This window comes from Paenibacillus sp. IHBB 3054, assembly GCF_051594305.1.
In the GTDB taxonomy this organism is placed as follows: domain Bacteria; phylum Bacillota; class Bacilli; order Paenibacillales; family Paenibacillaceae; genus Paenibacillus_AQ.
In genome coordinates this window covers 1-25,426 of record NZ_JBOFBG010000051.1, presented here as the reverse complement: position 1 = coordinate 25,426, position 25,426 = coordinate 1, and the positions used below count along the sequence as shown (strand labels likewise).

Sequence of the window (25,426 nt, the reverse complement as noted above, 5' to 3'; positions counted from 1 at the left end):
GAATTCGTGATTTTTTTTGCAGGCGCAGCTCCAGAAAAGGCCGTATCCGCTTCAGACTTAGCGGATACGGCCTTTTGATTGATACTGTTTTACTCTTCCAGTTGACTGAGTAATCGCTTGAGCACGACAGCGGCCTGGGCACGGGTGGTGATGCCTGCAGGCTCAAAGCGGCTACCTGAGATGCCATTCATGAATCCATCATTGATTACGGCTGACACATCATCCTCTGCCCATTCATGAACCATGCTGCTGTCTGAAAATCCCTCCAACAGGCTGGAGTCTACCGTGGATAGACCTCCAAAGCCCAGCAGCGGATAAGCACGTCTTATCATGACAGCCATCTCTTCGCGGGTAATTGTCTTGTCAGGAGCAAAATGGTTGTTATCCCATCCTTTAATGAGACCCTTGGACACTGCACTTTGCACAGCTTCTCTGTACCAGGCCCCTTGACTCACATCCGTGAATCCAGAACCCGTTTGTTTGTCACCTTCCGGAAGATTCAAGGCTCTCACAAGCATAGCAGTGAACTCCGCCCGGGTAATGAAATCATCGGGTTTGAACGTAGACTTGGACGTACCGTTCACCAGCAAACGGCGCACCATCCAGTCAATATCCTGTTCCGCCCAGTGCCCGCCTATGTCGTCAAAACGGCGATTCACGCTCATGAGAGCCGCGTAAGGACCGATGGTCTGGATATCGAACAGCAATCCTGTACCCTTTGCATTCCGGGTACTTTTCACGTAAACCCAGCGTGCAGATGCAGTATCGAACCGATAAATATCGATAAGCTCTGTTTTCTCTGTAAACTCTACGAATTCCCCCTGCAAGGCCCGTTTAACAGCAGCCAGCGGGACCGGCGCAGCCAGATCCTTGCTGATGGTTTCCGCATGCACCCTTACCGCAGCGGTAAGCATCTTGATTCCTGTACCTGGTTTGCCTGCTGCTTCGGATGCTGTTGCCGGAGCTGGGCCCGCTGTCTTCACAACAACTAACCGATACTTCGCTCCGTCAACCAAAAAGGTCCCTTGCAGTGCCGCTACGGTATTAATTTTAACATTCATCAGTACTGTTTTTACCAGCAATATGGCCTCCGCATTTTTCATTTGCAGCATGCCTTTAGCCGGAATTTGCAGAAAAACGCCATCTGCCTTCTCTTTAATTTCAATATAAAGTTCTTTGGACTTCTGGCCATCTTTCAAGGCTTGCACTATTGCTTCTGTACTGATATCGACGTATACAGTCGTTTTGCCATCAGGTGTGGTTTTTCTGGATATTATTGCACCATCACTTACATCCAAAGGATCTTTCGGCTCCCCACCCGGAGTAGACGTTGGGCTTACCGTCGAGGTCGGGTTTGCCGTCGGAGCCACACTTGCCGTTGGCGTCGTACTTGCCGTTGGTGTCGCACTTGGTGCAGGCGTCGCACTTGGTGTCGGTGTCGCACTTGGTGTCGGTGTAGGCTCGCCTCCACCGGAATTTTTCACATGAATGCGATACGTTTTCGCTGCGATTCCGGTTCCAAGATCAACAGACACCTGAATGATTTTATCCTCAGGGATGGTTAGCTTCTTTGTGAATCCGCTAACCGCCGGTTCGGAGCCTATTGTAAGCTTCACGGTATCGTCTGCTGCAGTAGCCGTAATCTCCAGTTCCTTCGTACCCGCAGGAAGTGTCAGACTGTACTCAGTTTGTGCCGGATCAAACGCCGGAGTGAGCGTCCCGCTCCCTACAGTTAGAGCACTCAGATTCGGATTCACATCAGGTGTTAACGCCAAAGACATTTCTGCTGATGGATTTCCCTCCACATCCTTAGCAGCTTCCGCAAGTAAAGTCAGCTTAGAAGGTTCCAATATAGTGCTGCTCAGTGTAATCAGAAGCTCACGGGATTCGTCGCTGCCTTGTTTCGTTGCGGCTACAGCCGAAGTAATGATACCAGGTGTGCCATTTAGCAGAAATTTAGCAGCATCCGCAGTCGCTTGAACGGGTTCATTATACATGATCCGGATCATTCGTCCGCCGCTTTCCATACTTGCTTTAACTGCCGTTGGCCCTTGCAAATCGAGCACTTTCACCGAAACCGGGTACGGGCCTGCATGTTTATCCAGCATCATTACGTTGGCATAGCTGCTGAAGAAGCTCTTAGCAAGCTTCACACTGTAAATTCCATCAACGGTTAAGTCTGTTTTTGGGGTAAAACGAACGGTCCGGGATAAGGAGATATCCGGATTCGCCGCACTCTCCTCCTGCTGAATGAATTCAGCGGTACCCTCCAGCAAGTTCTGATCACTGCCGGTGAGGATTACGGCTCCCTTCGGCAGATCAGTCAACTTAAGGTATTTGGAGAACGTAACATCCACATAGCTTCCGCCCTCATAAGTGACTCCTTGTACGGTGGAAACTTGGGGAGATGCCCGGGAGATTAGTCCAGCGTTCACTTCCGTATGTGGCGGCGGCACATCTAATTCTGTGCTTGATAGGGATTCATAACCTGATTTACTCCAGACTACCTTCCATTTGCCCGGAGGCACATCCCATCCATATTTGCCGGCATGATCCGTTAATTGCGGATTCACCTGCTCATACTCCTCAGCATTCCAGACCCTCCACGCCCCGGAATTCGTGTCTTGGTACAGCACGGTTGCCGTTACTCCTTCAAGCGGATTGCTCTTCACTGCTTCATACACGAAACCGCTAGGGTCATAAATCCATTTCGGACTGGCAACCTTCATGCCCTTCTTCCGATTCTGCTTTTTGTCCGGGTTTTCTTTACATTCATTGTACCCTGACCCTACTTTATCAATTTGCTGGTCGACATATTGATTGATTTTATAGCCGGCATATTTGGTTATCCCCGCCGCCACAAGTGCACCAGGTCCGGTTAGAGCCATCGCGCCAGTACCTGCACTCATAGCGGTTTTGGCTACCTCGCCAAGAATGACAGCGGCGACAGCTTTCCCTGCTTCTTTGGCAGTTGTCGGCATTTCATCTATGCAATCGAGACCGCTGGATTCGACATTATGCATGATTTTATTGATCTTTCCGGCATATTCCATGTAATCGTCGTATTGCCCCTTAATATCACTTATAGGACCATGAACCTCACCAACCTCATCTTTGATATCCATCATTATGATATATTGAGATGTGTGCTCCCAGTCTTCCAGACCGGGAATAGCCGTACTTCTTCCTCTTAGATTTCCTTGTTCCTTGAATAAGAAATTGCCGGGAATATACCCCTCCAGCTTAAGACTCATGGACGTTTCCGTTTCATTAGCCTCATAGACCTTCTGTACAACAGGGATACCTGAGCGCCGGGCCAGCTCCTGCTCCTCCGCTGTCGGTTTATACCTGGAATCAGGATCGACAGTTATCGAATAGCTCATCCTGATATCATGAAGCTGAGGAAAACTCAGAACCGCTTCTCCCGAATATTTCCCATCCACAAGCTCAAACTTCTTCATGGAAACTACTTCGAAATCCCTCATCTTCAGTGGCATTGACGCACGAATCTGCTCGATGTTTGGAAGACTTCCGTCATAGGTGAGCGGCTGATTCTTGACGTCATAATCCACATAAATAGCCCCTAATGCATTCTGAGTTGTCGGCACACTGGCCCGGAACAAGTTCCCTTCCCTCACTGCGGGAATGGATTCTCCTTCCTGTCCATCCATGTATACTCTTACGTTCTCCACTTGCTCCGGCTGTGTAAACTCCAGATCGAACAGAAACGGATGTCCAGGGACGACAGTATACGGGAGGTCTGGTACATTCTTGCCAACCTCCAGCGATATCCATCTGCCGTCAGGCGCTTGGGAATAGGCCATTCGCACCAGCTGCGGCAGATTTACATCGTATTCCGCATAGGCTTTTGCGGACTGTAATTTCACAGCATTCACTTCGGTTTCAGCCCATAAGGCATGCATGCTCTGATTCCCCATATCCACCAGGGTCACGGCAACCTTCCAGATCCCTGAGGCATTGGCAACCGCACCGCCAACCCGTGCATTTGTGTCATAGATGTGCACCATGCTTCCAGCCGGCGCATAGCCGCTCAGTACAGTCTGCATGCGGGCGTCCGAGATTTTTTCCGGTGCATCCAGCGTGACTTTTGGCGTATCCAGATGCACAGTACCAATCGTCTCTTCTACGCTCTCCGTATTCAGGCGTGTCTGGATTCTCGCGGTTGCGGATACGCTTGATTGATTAAAAGCAGGGGAAACCTGAAGCTTATAGGAGACCATCCCGCTGCTTCCATTAGCCAGATCGCCCAGAGGTACACGCAATACGCCTTCTTCCAGGGTGGCTGATCCGGCTCCGCCCGTTACAGCCATATTCCCGATTGAATCGGTAACGATTGTCATATCCTCGGGCACCTCAAGCAGGAGATACGCATCCTCTGCCGTAAAGTTCGTATTGTTTCTGTATGAGGCCTTCATAACTATTGTACTTCCGGGGATAGCCCGTGCAGGCTGCGCTATAAAGGCATTCCCGGATTGATTCATAAAATGACTGGATGAGTTGAAGGTAATCTTGCCCAAGTTTTTAATCTGATTCTCTTCAACTGTAAATTCGACGGTCGCGTATTCATAATGATGCTTATAGCTCGCGTCCCGGATGATTTTGAGAATATCCATCCGGAAGGTTCCGCCTGTAGGGATATTTACGTTAAAAGGATAGCTTTGGAACTGGGCATCCCCAGCTGCAGTAACCCATTTCTTTCCTCCGTTCGAGGTGATTTCGTAAATGGAAGCACTGTACATTATATTGCGCCCTGTCTCCACCTCACCTTGAATTCGGGCTCCTTCTTCCTCCAGGCGAACCTCCACATTGGCGTTGGAATTTTCATCCCTAATTGCAGTTCCGCAAGATTTCACATACCCGTAGATATTTCCCTCCACACAGGCTTCTACCTCGCTGCCGGGTCTTCCGCCAAGAGTAAGAGAATTCGAAAAGTAGGATTTGATCCATGCGCCACCCGGCTTAACGGACACCGTAGACAAGAAAAATTCATCGTTCAAATTCAGAGGCCCTATCCATTCTGTATCCAGTGCCTTTTTGTACACATTCAGATTGACTACATACTTCTCCGGCTGATTCATTGGAATTTCCATAGTTGTCGTGGCCTCGGCCTTCACAGTGGCCTTCAGCAACCCGGAGCTGAGCTGGTAGGAGGATTGAACAGCCTCCAGTGTCGCTTCCCCTGCATACAGCTCCAGCTTCACTTTGCCGTCAAAACTGGTACGTCCTTTGGTGACGACCGGTTTGCCTTTGTAAGTTTGGGTAGCGGTGACTATTGAATCATATACGAGTTTGTTCTCAGGATCCCGAACCGTGACCTCCAGCTTTCCGCGGTCAGGGGAGACGAGATTTACCAATAATTCATTGTCCCCTCTTTCCAGTGTGATGCTTGAAGGCATGCCGGGCGCAAGCTCGTATTCAACATCGTCCAGCTCTAGCTCAGCAGTAAGGGTCTGATTCTGCAGCAGCCCTTCGCGCCACCCGGTTGCCCCGTCAATCTCAGTTATATCTGTCTCTACCAGTTGGTGCTCAGAATCCCAAAGGTTCACCGGGATATCGGGAACCGGCTTTCCGTAGGAATCCAGCACCTTCACTCGGAGCTGCGCAGGGAGTGTAACGGGGACAACGATGGAAGTCGTTCTTCCGGGTTCAATTGTCACTCCTTCCACGCTGGCCATTTCATACCTGTAATCCGGGGTATAGAGTATAAATTTCGTTTCCACGTCAGGCTGCAGCCCTTCGATAAGCTCCAGCTTATTTCCACTCAGTGTGGCGGATCTTTCTGCAGCGTCTGATTGAAATAGGGTAAAGATGGCACCCTGCAATTCCTCTGGCGGCACACCGCTAAACTCAATATCCAGACTTCCTCCAACAGAGAGGGGCAGGTCTTCCGCTTCCTTCTCCTCTACCTGCCCTTCACCGGTCAACGTGAGCTTCATGCCGGAAAGCTCTGTCACTTCCGGCGGTAATTCAAACGAGGCTGTGTATAATCCCGATGCCGCTGGTGTTTCTTTCATTAGAAGGGATGCCGATTTATCTACTTGAACATCACCCTCCCATTCCTTGTACGTCCACTCTACTTTCGCTTCACGGCCCGCCGTTCCCTGGGCATACAGCTGAATCTTGCTTCCCTGTTGCAGCGGCCCCCAATCACTGCCGCGTTCTCCCACCCAGTCGAAGTATAGAGGCTCTTCCCCCGGAGGATTCTCTCCGCCTTCCCTAAGCCATGTATACGCAGGACCGCCCATGCTCATATGATATCGACTGTTAATAGCTTCAACCTGGATCAGATCCTCATCATCAGCCCCTTGGGGCTGATTGGTCAGCGTATAGGTTGCTTCCTCGCTCGCCGGTATATATGCAACACGTTGCCCGTTTACATATAGGGCATAACCCGTAACGCCATCCGGGTGGGAAGCTTCCGGCCAGCTTACAGTAATATGATCCTTACCGATATCTGTTGCCGTAAGGCGGCTGCCTTCCGGCCATACTGGTGCTATTCCGCTCGTAGCCACAAAATAATCAAAGGATTCAAACTCAGTGTCTCCCACGTGCTCCATGTAAGTAGAGAAGAAGGTAACGGTTATTCCTCCATCCCCAACGGTGGGCCTCATCGCTACAGCACCAAGTTTTATAGCAGACTCCGGCACGGCAATTTTCGCCGAGGTTAGATCCTGAATACCCGCTACATAACTCTCTGCCGGATCGGAAGTACTATCCTGTTTCACCTCATAGGCTACATAAGCACCATCCCCGCTGATCGAAGGGTATCTGCTGTTCCTGGTATGCTCGCTCCCGTCTTCCTGCAGGGAGACTCTCCGGAAACTGTCTTCTGCGTGATCGTACACATAGATATCATCTTTGCCGTTGTCGTCTCCGGTTGCAAGATCCTGCCGGTAGGTGGTGAACGCCACATATCGGCCGTTGCCACTGATAGACGGCGATCTCCCCTGGGTAACCCGCTTCACCGCGCCATCTGCGAGGCTGTACAGGTATATGCTTTCTGTGCCGATGTAATCCTCCTGAGAAGTGAGTTTAGCCTTGGAAACAAATGCGATGATGTTTCCATCCCCGCTAATAGAAGGGGCCAAACTGTCATAGTTCACGCCTTCCTCCAGCGGTACACTTATCCGCTTCAGCTTATCCCCGTTTCCCATACGATCATAAAGGTATACATCCCGTTCCTCATTGGTATCCTGAGCCACCAGCTTGGCATCGGTATCAAAAGCCACATATCGTCCATCTGAACTGATGGAGACATATTCACCATCGTCATATCTTATGTCGTTAGGACCGCTTGTTCCGCTCACCGTTTCCAGCTGATCCGTCGTTCTGTCATACAGATACACCTTGGTAACTCCACTAACCACATCTTCTCCATAGGTATACACGATATACCGGGCATCGGGCGTCATATCAAAATAGATCACAGTGCCGGTTTGATCCGGCGTCTTAACAAGCTGGAATTCCGCCGTACTCCGATCCTGGATGTACACTGCCTTCCTTCCTGAAGCCTGCTCATCATTTTGCGCATAGGTCATAAACGCCATATATCTCTCATCCTTACTAAGCTTGGTGAGCGGCATATCAAATGTAGGATACATGAAGGACAAAAATCCCCTGTTGAGTCTACTGAGCAGATTCCATGACGCAGGAGTACCAGTCCCGGCACTCACTGACGGCAGCAGGGCTCGAACCCCGTCTGCATCATATACCGTTTCTGTAACACTATCTGCAACAGAAGGGGAAGCCGGAAGGATGTCCGGTGTAACGGAAGCAGCCACTGTCCCTGGCATTGCTGCTGTGATCAGCATCGTGAATGCCAGCAAGGTAGCAAGCTTTTCTTTTATGCCTCTGATAAACCCGATTTTCATTTCATTCTACCCTCCAATCCCATACTTCTATTATTGTTGAGCAGCATCGGTAATGACGATTTTTCCTTCATCAAAAAACACCTTCATTTTCATATTCTCGCTGACGAAGCGAATGGGGAGCAGGGTAAAGCGGACGTACCGCCTTCCTGATTGAACGGCGCGACCTCCAGCGTGTAGTCCTTCTCTCAACGCTGGCCTTCACAGAATCATTTTCAGCATATGAAGTAATGTTTGATTTCACTGTTCCCTTATCCGTAACGATCTCCAGATAATAATATTTTCCTGACTTCAACCGTTGTTATCCGAATCATAGAGCTCAAACTGATTTTACGAAACATGATATCAGCTCCTTTAGCTTTGAACTCCTATTCACCTTCACTCAGGTCACCACCGAGGCGCTTCTCTCTAGAGGCGCTACCCCCTAAACTTCCAAATACCTTTTGAGCAAGTCTAGAAGATCCATCTCATTGCCAGCCAACCACTGCTTATCTTCCGCATATAACGTCTTTTGAACTTTAATAATCCCGCTCCGTTTGGCCAACCGGTTCATCTGGTTCTGCATGAACTTAGAATTGCAGAGAACGATGACTTGTTCGCAATAAGGAAGGAACCAGCGCTGAAGATCTTCCCATATTTCCGTAACCTCGTGTTGAAAAGCTATCGGCTGGCCCTTGGTCATCATTTTACTGTTATCGATAAGCAGCTTTACTTGACCAGGGATTAGCTGACGGCAGGCCGCTTTTAAATTCATGCATATCCGTTTTACTTCATCGGGATGCAGGGCTCCGGTCACCTTCCAGGCCAGCAGATTCTCCTCTGCCAACACGCTGTAGCTGAAACGGTCTGCCAAGGGTCTGGTAAGCTCCTGTTTGAAGAACGCGCTATGGACCGAGAACCGTTCATCGTCAAAAAAATAACTGATGTCCACATCCAGTGTATTGCACAGAATTTCAATATTTTTCAACGATACATTCCGTTCTCCGCGCTCCACGCTGCCAATATAAGTCCGGTCCAGACCGGAACGGGAAGCCAGCATATCCTGTGACATGCTCGACCGTAATCTTAATTCCTTCAGCCGGATTCCAAAATCCTGTAAGATATTCATGCGCAAGCTCCCTTTGGCTTTCTTAATTATATTCACATGTTAATCCAGATACGGGCATGGAGTCGACGGACTATAAGTATCATTGAAAAAAGTTTAAAATTTGTGTATCGGCTTACCGGCTGTTAACAATGACCTGAATGCCATGTTTAGGGCGCAGTGTCATCAGCGCTTCCATTTCAATCGGAGGATGCGCTGGAGCCAGTATCAGGCGGTACCGCTGGCCGATCATGCAGAGGGCAATCACCATTTCCATCATTGCAAAATGATTTCCGATACACCCCCGCGGTCCGCCGCCAAAAGGAATATAAGCAAACTGCGGAATCCGCTTCAGCAAATCATTCTCGAACCGTTCCGGAATAAAAGATAACGGGTCAGGAAAATACTCCGGATTCTGGTGAATGGCATACGGGCTGAAAAGAATGGATTGTCCCTTCTTCACCGTAATATGGCCAATTTCCACATCAGCTGTGGCCGAACGTCCGGTAAAAAAGGACGGTGAGCGGAGCCGCATTGCCTCTCTGAGCACATTCTGAGTATAGGTCAGCTGCATGTAAGTGGTATCTGTAGGGTCACTCCCGCCAAGTACCCGGTCCCATTCCTCATAAAGCTTCTCCTCTACCTCCGGCTGCTGCAGGATATAGGAGAACGCCCAGGAAAGTACATTAGCCGAGGTCTCATGGCCAGCGATGAAGATGATCATCAGCTCATCACGCAGCTCTTGGTCGGTCATGCCGGCTCCGCTGTCATCCTTCGCGGATAACAATACGGACAGCAGATCACCCGCACCTTGCTCGGGATTATTCTTTCGCTGCTGAAGAATTGCATAAACGGCTTGGTCCAATTCATTCAGTGCCGTTTTATAAGCCCGATTCTTGGCCGTTGAGATGAACAGGGGCACAGGCAATAGTGATCGCATGCGTTCCGAGCACATCCGGTTAATCAGCTCATAGGGCTCTCGAATGGCACGGGCATATCCATCATCTTCCAGGCTAAACAATGTTTTTGCAATAACCGCAAAGGTGATGTTAGAGATATCCTCCGTCAGAATACGCCGCTCACCGGGCAGCCAGCGTTCCAGCTCATCATTTACAATCTGTACCATTTGTTCTGCATACGTCTGAATATGGGCTCTCGTAAAATAGGGCTGCATGAGCTTTCTGACCCGCTTATGTTTTTCTCCTGTACTGGTGGCAACACCGTCCCCCACAAAGAGCCGGGCTTCTTTAAACGCTTTAAGCTTGATAAAGTGTTCCTGCTTGGTCAGCAGAACCTCCTTTAGAAGTATCGGATCATAAATGACGTACATTTTCTGGGGACCGAACCGTATTTGTGCCACACCCCCATAGTCCTTCTGGAGTTCTGTTAAGAAGCCCACAGGGTCCTGCCGGTATTCCATCAAATTCCCGCTCAGCCAGGATCCCTTGGGGCCTTGTGGAGCGTACCTATTTTCTGCTGTAGCTTTCATACTGGGGTATCTCTCCGTTTCATCTCGCGATTTCAGCGTAATGGCCGCTGTTTACAATCCATAGCTTATAGTGCTGCCGGCGGATTGGGGAGGATGAATTTTTTTCACCCCCCTGTCAGCTCCAAGGGTGAAAAAAAATCACCCTACCAGCCCGGGAGATTCCTTTGTTATACTATTGCTAACCTGTAGGCAGAGGGATGGAGGGAATGTTATGGAGCGAATACGCGTCATGTTGGTCGAGGATGATCCGTTCTGGCAGCAGAACATAAGTGCGGATTTGGCAGAGGAGCCGGATATTGAAGTTATGGCTGTCGCCAGCACAAAAGAAGAAGCGGTCGAAGCGGCTTTGCGGCATCCACTGGACATCATATTGATGGACATTAATCTGACCGGCAACAATCTGGACGGCCTGGAGGCCACGAAGGAAATCTTATCAAGACTTTATGAACAAGGAATAAAAGTAATCATGCTTACCTCGCTGACCGAGAAGGAAATCATCATGAAGTCCTTCCAATTTGGAGCGCTCAATTACATTACCAAGCTAAGTTATAAAGATATTGTCCGGGCGATCAGAGAAGCCTACGAGGACCGGTCAACGATCCATGCGGACGCCGCCCGCGTCATGCGCAGTGAGATTCAGCTTATGGAACTTTCGCCTATGGAGCGTGAGGTATTCGAGCTGAGAAAGGAAGGACTTAGCAAACAACAAATCTCCGATAAGCTGCATAAATCAACGAACACAATTAAATCCCAGCTGAAGAGTATCAAGAATAAGCTCACCTATTTTAAAAACGATTAACAGATCTGCTCATAGGCATAGAAGGTGTGTATACGCTTAGTTCTGATGATATTTTAAAGCGCTGTATTGGAAAATGCAGTATGACTGTCGTTCCTCTCCCCGTTTCTGCATTCACAAGGGTCAGCCTGCCGCCGTGCTTCCTCATGACTGACACACAATAAGGCAATCCGAGACCGTGATTATAGGCATTTTTCTTCGTGGTGTAAAAGGGTTCAAAGATCTTGCCCAATTGTTCCTTTGGAATGCCGCAGCCGTTATCGGTCACTTCAATGATGTAATAACGTTTGGCGCTCACTGTCCGCAGTGTAAGTGTACCGCCCTCAGGGTCCATTGCATCCACAGCATTCTGAACGAGGTTCGACAGCGTCTCCTTGAGATGCATCGTATCGCAGACTAACTCCCCGTCTTCCTCCTGCATGACCGCTACCCGGACTGAGCGGCTCTCTAAAAGCGGCTGCATCGGCTCTAAGACCGCTGTAAATATATCTTTGACACCTACTTGAGTTTCACTGAGGACAATATCATCAGCCTTATCCTTTATTCTGCCGACCATATCAAGAAGGTGAGCCGTAACCGAATGAATCTGTTCTATAGACTGAAGTGACTTGTTGGTTTGGCCCGTATGAATATAGCCCTCCGTCTTCTCCGTTAAGTAATTAATTTTTTGAATTTCGTTCTTTATGGAATGATTCAGGATCGATACCCCCATCGTAAGTGCACGCATCGATAAATCCCGCTTCTCCCGCTCAATTCTAAGCTTGATGCCCATGAAGCCATTCTTCACGAGATAAAAGATAATAACCGCCACAAGGCCCAGTACAACAACAACATTGTATTTCCATGTCCCGTTGCTCTTCAGTTCAAAGCTCCACTCTCCCATGGTCAAGGAACGAAACCCTACAAAATCAGTTACGAACGCAAATAGAGTACCAAGAGTAAATATAACTCCTACTCGTTTCTTATTCTTCCTCGTGTAGAATTCCTTCTCCCGTTTGAAGGCAATTCCGTAGAATACAAGGCTTAACACAATATAAAACCCTGCCCATGAGCGAAAATGACTGATATCGAAGCTGGCCCATGGCTCTTTTAGCAAATGATGGCCTCCTACAAGAACAGCCGGTATAAACAGCAGAATGGATATCAGAGCCTTTTTCTTAGTGGTGCGCACCGCACCCAGCCATAATGCGCCCATGCAAGCTGTAAAAGGAAATAGATAAAAGTATACCGTCATGGCCACCACACTAAGCTGATAGAGAAAAGAACTGAACGTAGGCGTTAGCCACCCGCGGGGTAAAAGGAAGGGAACAATCGTGAGATGAATGGAGAAGGCAAAACTGGCCATCCCCCCAGTCATCAGTGTCAGGCTGATCCAGAAGTTGGATTTACGGTTAAACACCAGTAATACCACACCCATTGTCCACATGGACAGAAACATCACAATATAAAAGTAATTCAATCAAAACCCTCCGTCATCCCAGCTTCAACTACAGTTGCTCCAAGTTATTTTCCATTTTATCACATCTATTAGATTGATTAGGAAACTTTTTAACCAGTCCTTACGTCTAACCTTACAGGTTGTTTTATTTCCTATATAAGTAAATTACGCAAATTGTCGAGGAGGATTTCCGTGAAAAAATGGACGATGACTTTATGCTTGTTGCTGAGCTTAACAGCTTCAACGGCTTCAATACATGCATCCGCTGCCGGGACTGCCGAAACTGCTGCCACAACCGCCGCAGCAACAGTGCAGGCAACTGCCGGCATTAAGTCCTATGGACCAGAATACCTGATTAAAAATGACGGAAGCCTTTGGATATGGGGTGGCACCAAATCCGTGCCTACTCTGCTTCCGGGGCTGAAGGATGTACAAGCTGCCTATGGGTTTGGCCTACAGGCCGGAGGACTGGCTGTCACAAAGGATAATGCCGTGTGGCGGTGGCAGACCAATCCTAAGACTCTGGCGGTGGAAGTCACTTCTGTGCAGGATCTGACCAAGGTAACAGAGCTTTCTACGCTTTGGAGCCGTTACATAACTGTAGATGGAAATGGCGCGGTATTCAGCTCTCCCCGAATATCAGACGAAGACAAATCTCCCCTCTTTACAGCTGTTCCCGGCATAGATAATGTCGCTGCGGTGAATGGTTATAATGAATGGGATGGAGACAAAGGCTGGGAACGTATTAACTTCCTGAAAAAAGATGGCACTGTGTGGACCTCCCGCGATGAGCTGTCCACCTTTGAGCCTGTCCAGAATTTGACCGGTATCCTCCAGCTGACGCAGCAATATGCGCTCAAAAAAGACGGTACACTTTGGACCTGGCCTATACAGTCCTATGACTCTGCTGATTCCGGAAAGCCATTTCCGTCTGTCTTATCCGCTTCTCGGGTGAGCGGATTGACAGATATCCGCTCGATCCATGGCAACTCGCGGACCATGCTGGCCATCGATGCTCAATCACGCCTATGGTTCTGGGGTTCCACCGTAACGGGCTGGTCCGACGGAACCACTTATCATGAGCAGAAAGTCCCCGTGTGCCTTACAGGCATCAAGAACGTGACTGGTGCCTACTTCATGGAACGCTCAATCGTCGCCCTGACTTCGGATGGCAAAGCTTACACGGCCTCCCTTGAAGGCGACTCCATGTCAGCGGATGCGAAATTCACTCTCCTTGCCTCTGATATCACATCTATACAGGAAGGTGAGCGTCATCTTATTTTGCAAAAAAAGGACGGGGCGCTCTTGGGCTGGGGCGTCAACAAAGACGGACAGCTGGGGTATGGTGAGTATGAGTTCAGCTATAAAACTCCCGTTCCCGTGCAGAAGCCGATTGCAGTATCCTTGAACGGCGAAAGGGTTACTCTAACGAACGGTGTAATTACCCGGGGCGGGCAGAACTTTATTCCACTCCGTTCATTGTTTGACAAGATGGGGGCCAATGTCTCTTACAAAGAAGATACGAAGAGTGTCCCTTCAGGCAAAGCAGGAGGCACAACAACCACTGTGGATAAAAAAGTGACGATTACCCGCGCCGCTGGCGATAAACCCGCCATCTCGATCACGATCAATTCTGTTACAGGGGCTACGACCGTGAATAACAAAACGGTAACTCTTGAGACCCCGCCGTTTGTCGTATACGGGACGATCTACCTGCCGCTGCGCTTTATCAGCGAACAGCTAGGTGCATCTGTCAACTGGATGCCGCAGGAAGAGGAGATTGCAATCACTTACAAATAGATCTCCACAGTCCCCAGCTTATCCAATAGCCGATCTAAAACAGAAAGCGGGCCTCCGCTCCACGTTACGTGGATGCGGGACCCGCTTTTTCCTGGGGTTTATCTATTCAGGATTTCCTCTACTGCAAGCTTCTGTTAAGATCGCCAGTCAGTCTTAGCAACAATAACGGGCAAAGCTCCCGGTATTGTTGTATAAACAATCCTCTTCAAAACCTTTGCGGGAATTTCTCCCGCTAATCTGAACCGTTTCACTCAATCTGGCCATTTGGTTAAATAAGGCGGGAGAAATTCCCGTTAGTTACTCAGATTCCGGCAGTAGCATCTATTTAGCGGGCGCAATTCCCGTTACGAATTTCTGAGTTGTCCGACGGGACGGCAACAAGTTACTTACCGCTCAAGACCGGCAGTAGCATCCATTAACATCCGTCATCATCCATCAACATACGTAACACCGCTCACATTGCGCTGCCCGCCCTAGGTTAACCGCTCTCCAAACCGTGCAGATCTGGTCACCAGGGAATGGTTCAGCCGGCCCCTCAGTCCCGTGAGCCATTCCGGCTCATGCTCCCATTGTTCAGCGGTGGACCTTAAAACTCTGGCATACCCGTACAAATCGGCGAACCGTCTGCACGCCGCCATAGAGGGGCCGTCATCGGGAAGACTAAACTGGCTGCGGTACCCTTCCATAAAGCGCTCTTTCTTCAGTCCAAACTCTTCAGGATCAATCTCCTCTACCAAGCTGTCTAGCGACTGCTCGATATCCACAGCATACCAATGATACATGCAATCATCAAAATCTATCGCGCTGATGGTGTCACTTGCTTCATCATAAAACACATTGTCCAGTTCAAAGTCATAATGGATCAGCCCGTAATTGGCTGTTGTAACCGGGAGCTTGCTGAAATACTCGGCAAGCAGCCGAGCTTCCGCCACAGCCGCCGTTTCCTGCGGAAACGCCTTTAACACATCTACGATCCAGTCCAGCTCATCGCGGTATGACCCTCTCTTGGTTAGTACAGGGCTATACGTGCTGGACAGCTGATGCAGCTTGCCCAAGGCCTCGCCATACCTGAACATGACACGATCGCTTAAGCCGGCATCCTGCAGCTGAACTCCGGGTACACGTTTGAAGACAGAAGCATAATACTCTCCCCAGGGAGTCCTCGCTTCTACCAGCTCCTTTCCTTCCAGGGAGGGAACGGCCTCCAGCACGCCATATCCGCAGTCCTTCAGGTAGGAGATGAACTCCAGCTCCGCCCGCAGGTTCTCCATCAGCTTCTCCGACTGCGGGGCAAACCGCAGGAATTGACCGTTCCCGGCACTTCTGAACGGATATATCGCATTGGAGGAGATTCGATAGTACTGGAACAAATGCAGCGACTCCGGATCATATGTCCAGTTCCCCAGCAGCATCTCCGCCAAACTTTCATTCGAGAATAAATATTTTAACTTCAGCATGCGTTGCAGCAGCTCCTTTTCAGTTCACAATTGGATTAAGTACTCAATTCCTCTTCACCGTCAATGTAATAGTAGATGGATTAGCCCGGCGTTTCATGCCGATCACTCCTTTCACGTTCAAGCTAGCTGGCTTCATGTCTCGATGTTACGCGAGTACTATGCTTAAGAGCAATGGATAAAACAGCTTTAACCATTCAGTGCTGCCGCTTCCCCGTTAACCGCAACCAAAAAAAGGCGCCCCATCACCCATGAACACAGGTGGCGGAACGCCTCGTTATTATAATTATTAAGACAATCTGTTGCTGAAATCGCTATATTCAAACTCTCTGATCACCTTAAGGCCCTCTTCTTCGTTATACGAAGCAATGGCCGGCAGGTTCACACCGTTGAACATATGATTCTTCACCATGGAATAATGCGCCATGTCGAGGAAGACAAGCTTGTCGCCGTATTTCAGCGGCTCCGGGAATGAATAGTCCCCGATCACATCTCCTGCCAGGCAGGTCATGCCGCCGAGTCTGTACGTATAGGCATGTTCGCCCGGCTCTCCGGCGCCGATAATGTTCGGACGGTACGGCATCGCCAGCACATCCGGCATATGGCATTCGGCCGAAGTATCCAAAATGGCTATATCCATTCCGTTATGCATCGTGTCCAGAACGGTAGCCACCAGGTATCCGGTATTGAGGGCAACCGCCTCACCGGGCTCCAGATAGATCTCGACATTATAGGTTTCCTTCATATGCAGGATGCAGCTGATCAGCTTCTCCAGATCATAATCGGGACGGGTAATATGATGGCCGCCACCGAAATTCAGCCATTTCATGCCATGCAGGTACTCTCCGAATTTCTCTTCCACGACCTTAAGCGTACGCTCCAGCGTATCCGAGTTCTGCTCGCACATCGTATGGAAATGCAGGCCATCGATACCCTCAAGCTCATCGGGCCGGAAGTTCGGCAAAGTTACGCCCATCCGGGAAAAGTTGAAGCACGGATCATAAAGCGGCACTTCAATCTCGGAATATTCCGGATTGACACGGATGCCGCAGCTGATCTGCTTCGGAGCATTCTGCACCCGGTCCTTGAACCGGCTCCACTGATCAAACGAGTTGAACACAATGTGGTCGGTATAACCGAGCAGCTCATCGAACTCGCGGTCCATATAAGCAGGCGCGTAGACATGCACCTCTTTGCCCATTTCCTCGAAGCCCAGCCGGGCTTCGAATAAGGAGCTGGAGGTCACGCCATGCAGGTACTGTCCGACAAGCGGGTACAGGGCATGCATGGAGAAGCCTTTTTGCGCAAGCAGAATTTTCGCACCACTACGCTCTTGCACGTAGTTCAGTGTCTCGAGGTTCTTCTTCAGCAGCCGTTCATCCACAAGATAAGCAGGTGACGGCAGTGAGCTGATATCGATATCTATATCCTTCATTACGTTACGCCCTAATCCAGCAGCGTTGGCGAGAAATCTTCTTGCCAAGGCAGCCCGTGTTTGTTCAGTGCATCCATGAATGGATCCGGATCGAATTCTTCTACGTTGTAGACGCCCGGTTTCTTCCAGATGCCTTTTATAATCAGCATAGCCCCGATCATTGCTGGAACGCCGGTGGTGTAGGAAATGGCTTGGGAGCCAACCTCTCTGTAGCATTCCTCATGATCGCAGACATTGTACACATAGTAAGTTTTTGGCTGGCCGTCTTTAGTGCCTTGAATGATGCAGCCAATGTTAGTTTTGCCTTTGGTTCTTGGTCCCAGGGATGCCGGGTCAGGCAGAATCGCCTTCAGGAACTGCAAAGGAATAATTTCTTTACCTTCATAAAGGATCGGCTCAATGGAAGTCATGCCCACATTCTCAAGCACCTTCAGGTGAGTGAGATAGTTCTGCGAGAAGGTCATCCAGAAACGGATTTTCTTCACACCCTTGATGTTGGCAGCCAGGGATTCCAGTTCTTCATGATACAGCAGGTAAATATCCTTCGGACCGATCTCCGGGAGATCGTAGACTTTTTTCTCGGACAGCGGTGCAGTTTCAATCCACTCGCCATTCTCAAAGTAACGTCCGTTAGCCGTAATTTCGCGGATATTGATTTCAGGATTGAAGTTGGTGGCAAACGGATAACCGTGGTCGCCTGCGTTGGCATCAACAATATCAATCGTATGGATTTCATCAAAATAATGCTTCTGCGCATAAGCCGTGAACACACCAGTTACACCAGGGTCAAAGCCGCTGCCGAGCAGCGCGGTAATTCCGGCTTTCTCGAATCTTTCTTTGTACGCCCACTGCCAGGAATACTCGAATTTAGCAGTATCCTGTGGTTCATAGTTGGCGGTATCCACATAATGCACTCCCGTTGCCAGACAAGCATCCATAATGGTCAGGTCCTGATATGGGAGAGCGACATTAATAACGACATCCGGCTGGAAGCTCTTGATCAGTTCAATGACCTCGTCCGTGTTATCTGCATCGAGCTGAGCAGTAGAAATCTTCGTCTGGCCTCCGGCCAATTTATCTTTCAGAGCATCACATTTCGAAAGGGTTCTGCTCGCGATACAGATCTCTTCAAATACATCCGGGTTCTGACAGCACTTATGCACAACAACACTTGCTACGCCGCCAGCGCCAATAATTAACGCTTTTCCCAAAATTAACAACCTCCCAAAAAAAATTTTGTCAGCGTTGCTTCAGAAGAATAGCTTTATACAAAACTTGCTTCGGAAGCATGGGCTATTCCATATGAAAAATCAACAAGGCTGATTATACAGAATACTTTTGAATAAATCAATAAAAAACGACAAAAACTGATACCTTTTCTGTAAAATCTACGGGTTTCCTTATTAATACTCTGTAATTCATAATAATACATGAGAATGCTCTGTTTTCCTCGGCTTCTTCTGTTCATTGCGTCAAAGAAGCAGAAGCTATATTGAACGGATACCCGTATACAAGGCCAACCGGACTATTGTATCACAGCAGGGGTCTACTTCATACGATTTATTTTAAAATCAATGAATTCCCCACCTCCCTTGCAGCTCCGTAAAAATCTGCCGGGTCTCGGATGCCTCCTTATGGTTATAAACCACATAGAGGTCAGGCAATCTGATTACACTGTATGGAGGGGATTGTTTATAGAGGTATAGCTTGCTTTTGCCGAATTCATCCAGCTTAAAGTTTCCTATAGCCACTTTGTCCGTTCCAATACCGTTAGTCCTTCTGCCGCCTTCCGGCAATTGATCCACCAGCTTCAGTTTAAGAACATCCTCTAGTGCAAAACTGTAGTTGTACATCGGAAATTGAATCTTAACAGTTCCGCTGTCGCCGATCTTCATCACAGGTGTAGAGAACTCTGCCTGGACACTGATCCATCCGGTCCCGATGATCACTGCTGCCACAAACACAAAAAGGCCGTAATATATATATTTACCCGTTTTTGTCCCTATATTAATCGTAGTGCCAATTCCAATCCGCTTCGGCAACATAATGGAACGGTCATTAGGGTTATTATAGGTTGTCCCGTTCATCCAATACTCATCATCATCCGTGTATAAAATCTCTTGTTCCCCCGCAAGCGCCACCGCCTCAAGTTTCTTTAAGCTATTATGTACACATACAACGCCCAGTATCGGTACAATTTCATCCTCACTTCTGATCCTTGTAAAAAAAGGAGTCTCCCTCTAGCCGCCAGCGCGGTTTTCGGAAGACTCCCTTATATGATTGCCCCGCCATTGATTCACTCGCCACAGGATCAGACTCTGCTGCCCCCGGCATGCTCTGCTCCAAACAGCCAGTGCAGGGCTTGCGGAAGCTGCTGGCTGAAAAATACACTATCATGTGTTCCTATGGGGTTGGTCTCAAAGCGCAATGTCTCCTCGCTAAAGCCCTGCTCCAGCAGCAGTTCATGCGCGAGGCGTGACTGCGGGACCATTTGCTTTTGCAAGTTTGTCTTGTACAGTCCCTCCAGCTCTCCGACATACATATAAATCCGCTGTTCCGGCATCGTCCTGCTCTGTCCCCGTATGTAATTCACGATACCTTCATACCAGAACGATGCGGAGATCAGCCCGATCCTGCCAAACACATCAGGATAAAGGTAAGATCCATAAAGTGAGATCAATCCGCCGAAGGAGCAGCCAAGCAGCCCCGTATGCTCTGGTCCTGGCAAAGTATGATACCTGCTGTCGACATACGGCTTGATCCTCCCGACAAGTTCCTTCAAATATTCTCCGCCGCCACCGCCAAAATCCGGTCTGTCCGGCATCAGGGCCGGCGACGGCCATGGTGTGTATTCATGATTCCGGTCATGCGGGGTAATGCCGACAAAAATCAGTTCCGGCAGCGCTTTGGTTATAAACAAATGCTCCAGGTAATTCAGCGAATGCTCCATCACTTCGCCATCATCCTGCAGATAGACAACCGGAAACCGTCTGCCCTCTTCCCCATAGGACATCGGAGTATAGAGGGTCAGGCTGCGGCCGCCAATCTCTTCCTGTCTATAGGTTCCTTCCATGATGCCAGCCTCCTTCAAGCGCACCTATTTCGTGCGTGTCTTGAACAAAAGTAAAATGAAATACGGCACACCGATGATAGAGATGACAATGCCTACCGACAGCTGAGCCGGAGCGAACACCGTTTTGCCGATAAAATCGCCAATAACCACCATCAGCATCCCAATCATGCCGCATAAAGGGACGATGTACTTATAGCTGTTGCCGATCAGTCTTCTGGCGATATGCGGTGCGATCAGACCGACAAACCCGATGCTGCCGGACACGGAGACACAGGCGCTGACCAGACCGACACAGCAGAGCAGCAGGATCTGCCGTTCTCTGCCTACTGCGACACCTAATCCCTTTACACTCACTTCATGCAGCTGCATTAAATCAAGAACAGCTGCGCGTCTCCAGATCACTGGAATTAATATCACCAGCCAGGGCAGGGTCGAAAGCACCTGTCTCCAGTTCGCACTGTACACGCTGCCGGCCAGCCAGACGGCGGCCATCTCAAAGTTTTGCGGGTCCATTTTGAGTGAGACAAACAGGGTAATTGCCCCGAAGCCGGATGCAAGCGCGATGCCCACAAGAATCAGCTGCTGCGGATTAAACTCACCGTTCTGCCTGGCGAAGATATAAAGCAGAACGACGGCAACCAGCCCGCCCACAAATCCGAACATCGGCATGGACAGGACCGCAAACCAGTCCGGGGTCTTCATCGTCCCTGCTGCAAAGAACATGTACAATACGACAAAAGCTCCTGCGGCAGCATGAATGCCGAGAATTCCGGGATCCGCAAGAGAGTTGCGGGTGATGCCCTGCAGTACAGCACCGGCGATTCCCAGCCCGAATCCGACAAGTGCGCCAAGTACAATGCGCGGCAGACGAAAATCAAAGATAACGAGGTCATGATCTTTGGCGGGATGAATCCGCAGTAAAGTACGGAGCACATCCTTTGCTGAAAGGTCGAAGGTCCCGTTGGTCAGGCTGATGTACATGAAACACAGCGTGAGTGCACACATGACCAGAAACAAGGACCAGAAAGCAAGCCGCTTTGGTTTCGGTGAAAGAAAGGACTTGCTCAAGTCTGTCCGCCCCCTCTCGTCTTAATTAAATAGAGGAAAAAGGGAACCCCGAACAAAGCGGTGACTACACCGATCGGTGTTTCAAACGGAAAATTCACAAACCTGCTGATGAGATCGCATACAGCCAGGAACAGCGCGCCCAAAAAAGCGGAAAAAGGAATGATCTTGCGGTAGTCCTGACCGATCAAATAACGCGTAATATGCGGGATTATGAGGCCGACAAAGGCTATTTTCCCGGCAATGGCCACTGAGATCCCCGTCAGAATGACGACACTCAGCATCGTCAAGCCTTTTACCACTGTGACCTTAAGGCCGAGGCCTGCAGCGGTCTCATCCCCAAGCGAGAGCATCGTCACGGAACGGGCCATCATCAAGCCCAGTGCCAAGCCGCCCATGGCAAACGGAATTGCCAGCTTGATTAACGCCGGGTCCATCATATGCAGACGGGCGTTGTACCAGAAGCTGATATTTTGCGAAATTTGAAAATAGGTAGCGAGCGCCTGCGACACCCCTCCAAGAAACGTGCCGATAATGGTACCCAGGACGGCCAGTGACAAGGGCGAGGCACCGCCTGGTAGCAGCTTGGCTGTACCGAAGACCAGAGCCGCTCCCAGCATCGAGCCAGCCAGTGAATAGAGAATCATCGTCATTGATGAAGCCCCGGGCAAGAACACCATACACAGCGTAATGGCAAATACAGATCCGTCGCTAATCCCCATAATTGAAGGGGAGGCCAGATAATTCCGCGTCATCCCCTGCATTAAGGCCCCGGATACGGCCAGAAACGCGCCGATCAGCAGCGCCCCGGCCACCCGCGGAATCCGCGAGGTCCGGATAATCAGATGATCAATATTGTCCCCGTCCAGATGAAACAGCGCATTCCATACGGTGCTATAGCTGATGGATTTAGTGCCATAGAGCACCGACAAGACACCGACGAGTATAATGAGGACGACCCCCAGCACCAGCAGGGAGGTCGTCTTTAGTCCGGCAGATAATTTCATATCATCCCACTCTTTTGTACAATCTCAGATTACTTGTTCAGCTGCCCCACTGCAGCCTGCAGGAAGTGTATGCGGCTCCATGCCGGTCCGCCTTCGGACAACGGATCAATTACATTGACGAAGGTCTTGTTATTTTTCATCGCATTGATTTTTTGGATAATCGGATTGCTCTGCAGGTCTTCCAGCGCTGTCGCAGTCTCGGCATTCTCATCGGACGCGAATTGGATAAATAGGATATCCGGATTCATCGACGCCAGCTGCTCAACCGAAATGCCTTCCTGTGCTTTCGCCGCTCCTACCTCTGCCGGAACACTCAGGCCAAGATCGTTATACAAGATTGGGTTAACAAACACCGCCGCAGGGAAAATAAACATTTGTCCCGCACGGATACGTACTGCCACTACCTTCTGATCCTTCAGCTTCTCTCCAAGCTCTGCCTTTGCACTTTCCAGCGCTGCCTGATATTTGGCGATTTCCGCCGCAGCCTGCTCCTGCTTGCCGGTCAGCTCTGCCATCAGATTCAGGTTGGCTTCCCAGTTGCTGGCGATATGCGAGACTTGAATGAGCGGAGCGATTTTCTTCAGTTGCTCTACTACTTCAGGCTTGAACTTCGTAGTCCCGAGGATCACATCCGGCTTCAGCTTCAAGATGGTCTCGAAGTTCGGCTCGGTTTTCTCCCCGATCGATTCAGCCTTGTCCGTAATGGCCGCGAAGCGTTCCGGAAATTCACCGCTGAACGTAATCGCGCCGACTGGATGCACATCCAGCACCAGCGCATCCTCCATGGCTTCCATAGCTCCGGTAATAACAATCCGTTCTGCTGATGCGGGTACCGTATATTGCTCCCCTAAATACTCAATCGTGCGCGTGCCTGCTTCAGCTGCTGCCGGTGAGGCTTCAGCCGTTGCCTCTGCCGTTGCCGCCGGAGCTGCTGTTGCGGTTTCCGCAGCATTTGCGGCCCCATTTGCCGGCGTATTGTTGCCGTTGCCTCCGCACGCTGTAAGTACCAGTACAAATAATGCTATCAGTCCTGCTATCCCAAATGATCTTTTCATCTTTCTATAAATCCCCTTCCACTCTGTAAAATGTCCAATCTATATCACAACAAGTGATAATGATTATCATTTTCGATTATAACGAAGGGTCTGCTGCCGTACCATGGACAAAAGGCGGAACATTTATGGACGATTGGCTGCAAGCAGCTGCAGCGTCTGCCGGAGCATCCGCAGCTGCGCATAAGCGGAATGCTCACGCCAGGGATCGGAGCTCATATGATGCACCCGGTGTCTCTGAACCGCAGAAAGCTTCAGCCATAACGGATGATTCTGCAACTTCTGCCACTCGCCCAGCGTATCGTTCTCTCTGCGGATCAGCATGAACAAATGATCTGCCGGCAGATCCGCAAGCTCTTCTAGTGTTACCGGCACATTATAAATACCTTCGCCGGACTTAAAGGCCGGCTTTAATTCCAGCTCCCGGTAGAGCATGTCCAGCATGCCGTAATTGCAGTACAAATACAGCTTGCTGCCAAGCATCCGGATCACAGCAACAGATTCATCGCCCATCGCTTTGTGCAGAAGCTCTTTGACGCTGCGCACCTCACGGTCATACGCTGACAGCCACTGCTCACCTTGCCAGCTCTCGCCCAGAACCTGCGCCAGTTCTTGAAACTGCCCACGCCAATCACAGCTGCCGCCATGACTATAATAGACTGGAGCTATCTTCTCCAGCGCGGTTTTCTCCTGCTCCTTCAGCTCATCCCGGGCGATGATCAGGTCAGCCGGATGCTGGCTAAGCAGATCAATGTTAGCCTGCCATTCCTGGTTGTTGCGGTACGCGCTGATATGCACGGGAATATCTCCGCGGTAGTTCAGATAATAATATTCCGTCCATTTCGGATGCAGCGCCGCCGCGTAGGGTATCAGGTTCAGCGGCAGCAATTGTCCCAGCACCGCCGGAGTATAAGCAACCAGCTTCCGGTGACGGCTTTTCATATAGACTGCAGGCGGCACACCGATCATCTTTTTGAATTTCCGGCTGAAATAGAACTCATCGGCATACCCCACCCGGTGGGCGATATCCCGCAGCTTCAGTCCACTCTCCGCCATCAGCCGTTTCGCCTGCTGCAGCCGCAGTTCGGCGGTGTATTCCACTGCACTTTTGCCGTATTTCCGCTTAAACAGGTCCACAAAATACTTGGGGCTGAGCTCGGCGGCTTGCGCCAGCTCCTGGGTCGTCAGCGGCTCCGTGAAATGATCCTCTATGTACTGCTTGGTCTGCTCCAGTGCCCTTCCCGTATCTCTGGGCTTCTGCCGGCAGCTCAAACGAATCACATACAGCAGCTCCTGAAAATCTATTTGCGCGCGAAAGCTGATGTTCTGTTGTCCTGCCCCGGATAGCCGAAAAACTTCACTACAGACGGAAGAGATTTGCTTAGCTGGGAAGTGCGGCAGTATGATATCCGGCGGAAACAGAAGTGCGTCATGGATTGCATGGTCACGAACGTTCTCCGGCTTGCCGTAATGATAGACTTCAAAATAAAAAATATGCATATCCAGGCTGGCGGCCGGTTTGGCCGTTCCGATCGTTTGCTCCGGCAGGCATAGACAGACTGAACCTGCGGACAGCTCCACCTGGCGGTGATCCACATGAATCCGGACTGCTCCGCCTGCCACCAGAATCAGCGCATAGCAGAAATTCAGCTGCTGGGGCAGCCGGACCTCCCCGTCTCCCCTCAGTGCCTGAACCGACAACAGTCTGAAGGACAACTGATCCCAGTCCGGCAGTGTCTCAGCATCCTTTTCAGCGGGAGAAGTTATTTCTGGTTCCATTACTTTTAGGTCCATTGTTATATAACACCACCATTGCTGAACATTTTATATTCCTCTATTACTAT

General features: G+C 49.9%; 16 protein-coding genes. 2 read left to right on the top strand and 14 right to left on the bottom strand.

Annotated features, from left to right (window positions below; genetic code table 11):
- Positions 1 to 89 precede the first annotated feature (89 nt).
- The 4 genes from ACQ76X_RS32370 to ACQ76X_RS32355 all read right to left on the bottom strand — a co-directional run bounded on the left by ACQ76X_RS32370 (position 90) and on the right by ACQ76X_RS32355 (position 10,462).
- Entirely contained in the window at positions 90 to 7,892 is a 7,803-nt protein-coding gene (locus ACQ76X_RS32370; protein WP_438497882.1) for an S-layer homology domain-containing protein, read from the bottom strand.
- A 30-nt stretch (positions 7,893 to 7,922) separates the two neighbouring features.
- Complete coding sequence (locus ACQ76X_RS32365) at positions 7,923 to 8,081, bottom strand: hypothetical protein (RefSeq protein WP_438497881.1); 159 nt, start codon at positions 8,079 to 8,081, stop codon at positions 7,923 to 7,925.
- Between the two features lie 232 nt (positions 8,082 to 8,313).
- Positions 8,314 to 8,997, bottom strand: coding sequence for a helix-turn-helix domain-containing protein (locus ACQ76X_RS32360; RefSeq protein ID WP_438497879.1), 684 nt, complete (start codon positions 8,995 to 8,997; stop codon positions 8,314 to 8,316).
- Between the two features lie 112 nt (positions 8,998 to 9,109).
- Entirely contained in the window at positions 9,110 to 10,462 is a 1,353-nt protein-coding gene (locus tag ACQ76X_RS32355; protein WP_438497878.1) for a cytochrome P450, read from the bottom strand.
- A 211-nt stretch (positions 10,463 to 10,673) separates the two neighbouring features.
- Here ACQ76X_RS32355 and ACQ76X_RS32350 point away from each other — a divergent pair, with 211 nt between their 5' ends.
- Positions 10,674 to 11,261, top strand: coding sequence for a response regulator (locus tag ACQ76X_RS32350; RefSeq protein ID WP_438497876.1), 588 nt, complete (start codon positions 10,674 to 10,676; stop codon positions 11,259 to 11,261).
- On the opposite strand, the gene ACQ76X_RS32345 is transcribed toward ACQ76X_RS32350, so the two are convergent.
- Positions 11,248 to 12,717, bottom strand: coding sequence for a sensor histidine kinase (locus tag ACQ76X_RS32345; RefSeq protein ID WP_438497875.1), 1,470 nt, complete (start codon positions 12,715 to 12,717; stop codon positions 11,248 to 11,250). The two genes, ACQ76X_RS32350 and ACQ76X_RS32345, sit on opposite strands and share 14 nt — an antisense overlap.
- A gap of 171 nt (positions 12,718 to 12,888) precedes the next feature.
- On the opposite strand from ACQ76X_RS32345, the gene ACQ76X_RS32340 reads away from it, so the two are divergent.
- Entirely contained in the window at positions 12,889 to 14,496 is a 1,608-nt protein-coding gene (locus ACQ76X_RS32340) for a stalk domain-containing protein (protein ID WP_438497874.1), read from the top strand.
- A 473-nt stretch (positions 14,497 to 14,969) separates the two neighbouring features.
- Here the strand turns inward: ACQ76X_RS32340 and ACQ76X_RS32335 are convergent, their stop codons facing one another.
- The 9 genes from ACQ76X_RS32335 to ACQ76X_RS32295 all read right to left on the bottom strand — a co-directional run bounded on the left by ACQ76X_RS32335 (position 14,970) and on the right by ACQ76X_RS32295 (position 25,361).
- On the bottom strand, positions 14,970 to 15,953 hold the full coding sequence (locus ACQ76X_RS32335; RefSeq protein WP_438497873.1) for a phosphotransferase enzyme family protein: 984 nt from the start codon (positions 15,951 to 15,953) through the stop codon (positions 14,970 to 14,972).
- A 286-nt stretch (positions 15,954 to 16,239) separates the two neighbouring features.
- On the bottom strand, positions 16,240 to 17,376 hold the full coding sequence (gene nspC / locus ACQ76X_RS32330; RefSeq protein ID WP_438497907.1) for a carboxynorspermidine decarboxylase: 1,137 nt from the start codon (positions 17,374 to 17,376) through the stop codon (positions 16,240 to 16,242).
- A 20-nt stretch (positions 17,377 to 17,396) separates the two neighbouring features.
- Positions 17,397 to 18,596, bottom strand: a complete 1,200-nt coding sequence (locus ACQ76X_RS32325; protein WP_438497872.1) for a saccharopine dehydrogenase family protein — start codon at positions 18,594 to 18,596, stop codon at positions 17,397 to 17,399.
- Between the two features lie 360 nt (positions 18,597 to 18,956).
- A complete protein-coding gene (locus ACQ76X_RS32320) occupies positions 18,957 to 19,526 on the bottom strand; it encodes a DUF5808 domain-containing protein (RefSeq protein WP_438497871.1) in 570 nt (189 codons plus the stop codon).
- 170 nt (positions 19,527 to 19,696) lie between these two features.
- The gene (locus ACQ76X_RS32315; protein WP_438497869.1) at positions 19,697 to 20,458 is read right to left on the bottom strand and encodes an alpha/beta hydrolase; all 762 of its coding nucleotides are present in this window, start codon (positions 20,456 to 20,458) and stop codon (positions 19,697 to 19,699) included.
- A gap of 24 nt (positions 20,459 to 20,482) precedes the next feature.
- The gene (locus tag ACQ76X_RS32310) at positions 20,483 to 21,463 is read right to left on the bottom strand and encodes a FecCD family ABC transporter permease (protein ID WP_438497906.1); all 981 of its coding nucleotides are present in this window, start codon (positions 21,461 to 21,463) and stop codon (positions 20,483 to 20,485) included.
- A 59-nt stretch (positions 21,464 to 21,522) separates the two neighbouring features.
- Positions 21,523 to 22,530, bottom strand: a complete 1,008-nt coding sequence (locus ACQ76X_RS32305) for a FecCD family ABC transporter permease (protein ID WP_438497867.1) — start codon at positions 22,528 to 22,530, stop codon at positions 21,523 to 21,525.
- Positions 22,531 to 22,559: 29 nt separating this feature from the next.
- Positions 22,560 to 23,585 (bottom strand): ABC transporter substrate-binding protein, encoded by a 1,026-nt coding sequence (locus ACQ76X_RS32300; RefSeq protein WP_438497865.1) that lies wholly within the window; start codon positions 23,583 to 23,585, stop codon positions 22,560 to 22,562.
- 123 nt (positions 23,586 to 23,708) lie between these two features.
- Complete coding sequence (locus tag ACQ76X_RS32295) at positions 23,709 to 25,361, bottom strand: helix-turn-helix domain-containing protein (protein ID WP_438497864.1); 1,653 nt, start codon at positions 25,359 to 25,361, stop codon at positions 23,709 to 23,711.
- Positions 25,362 to 25,426: the final 65 nt, after the last annotated feature.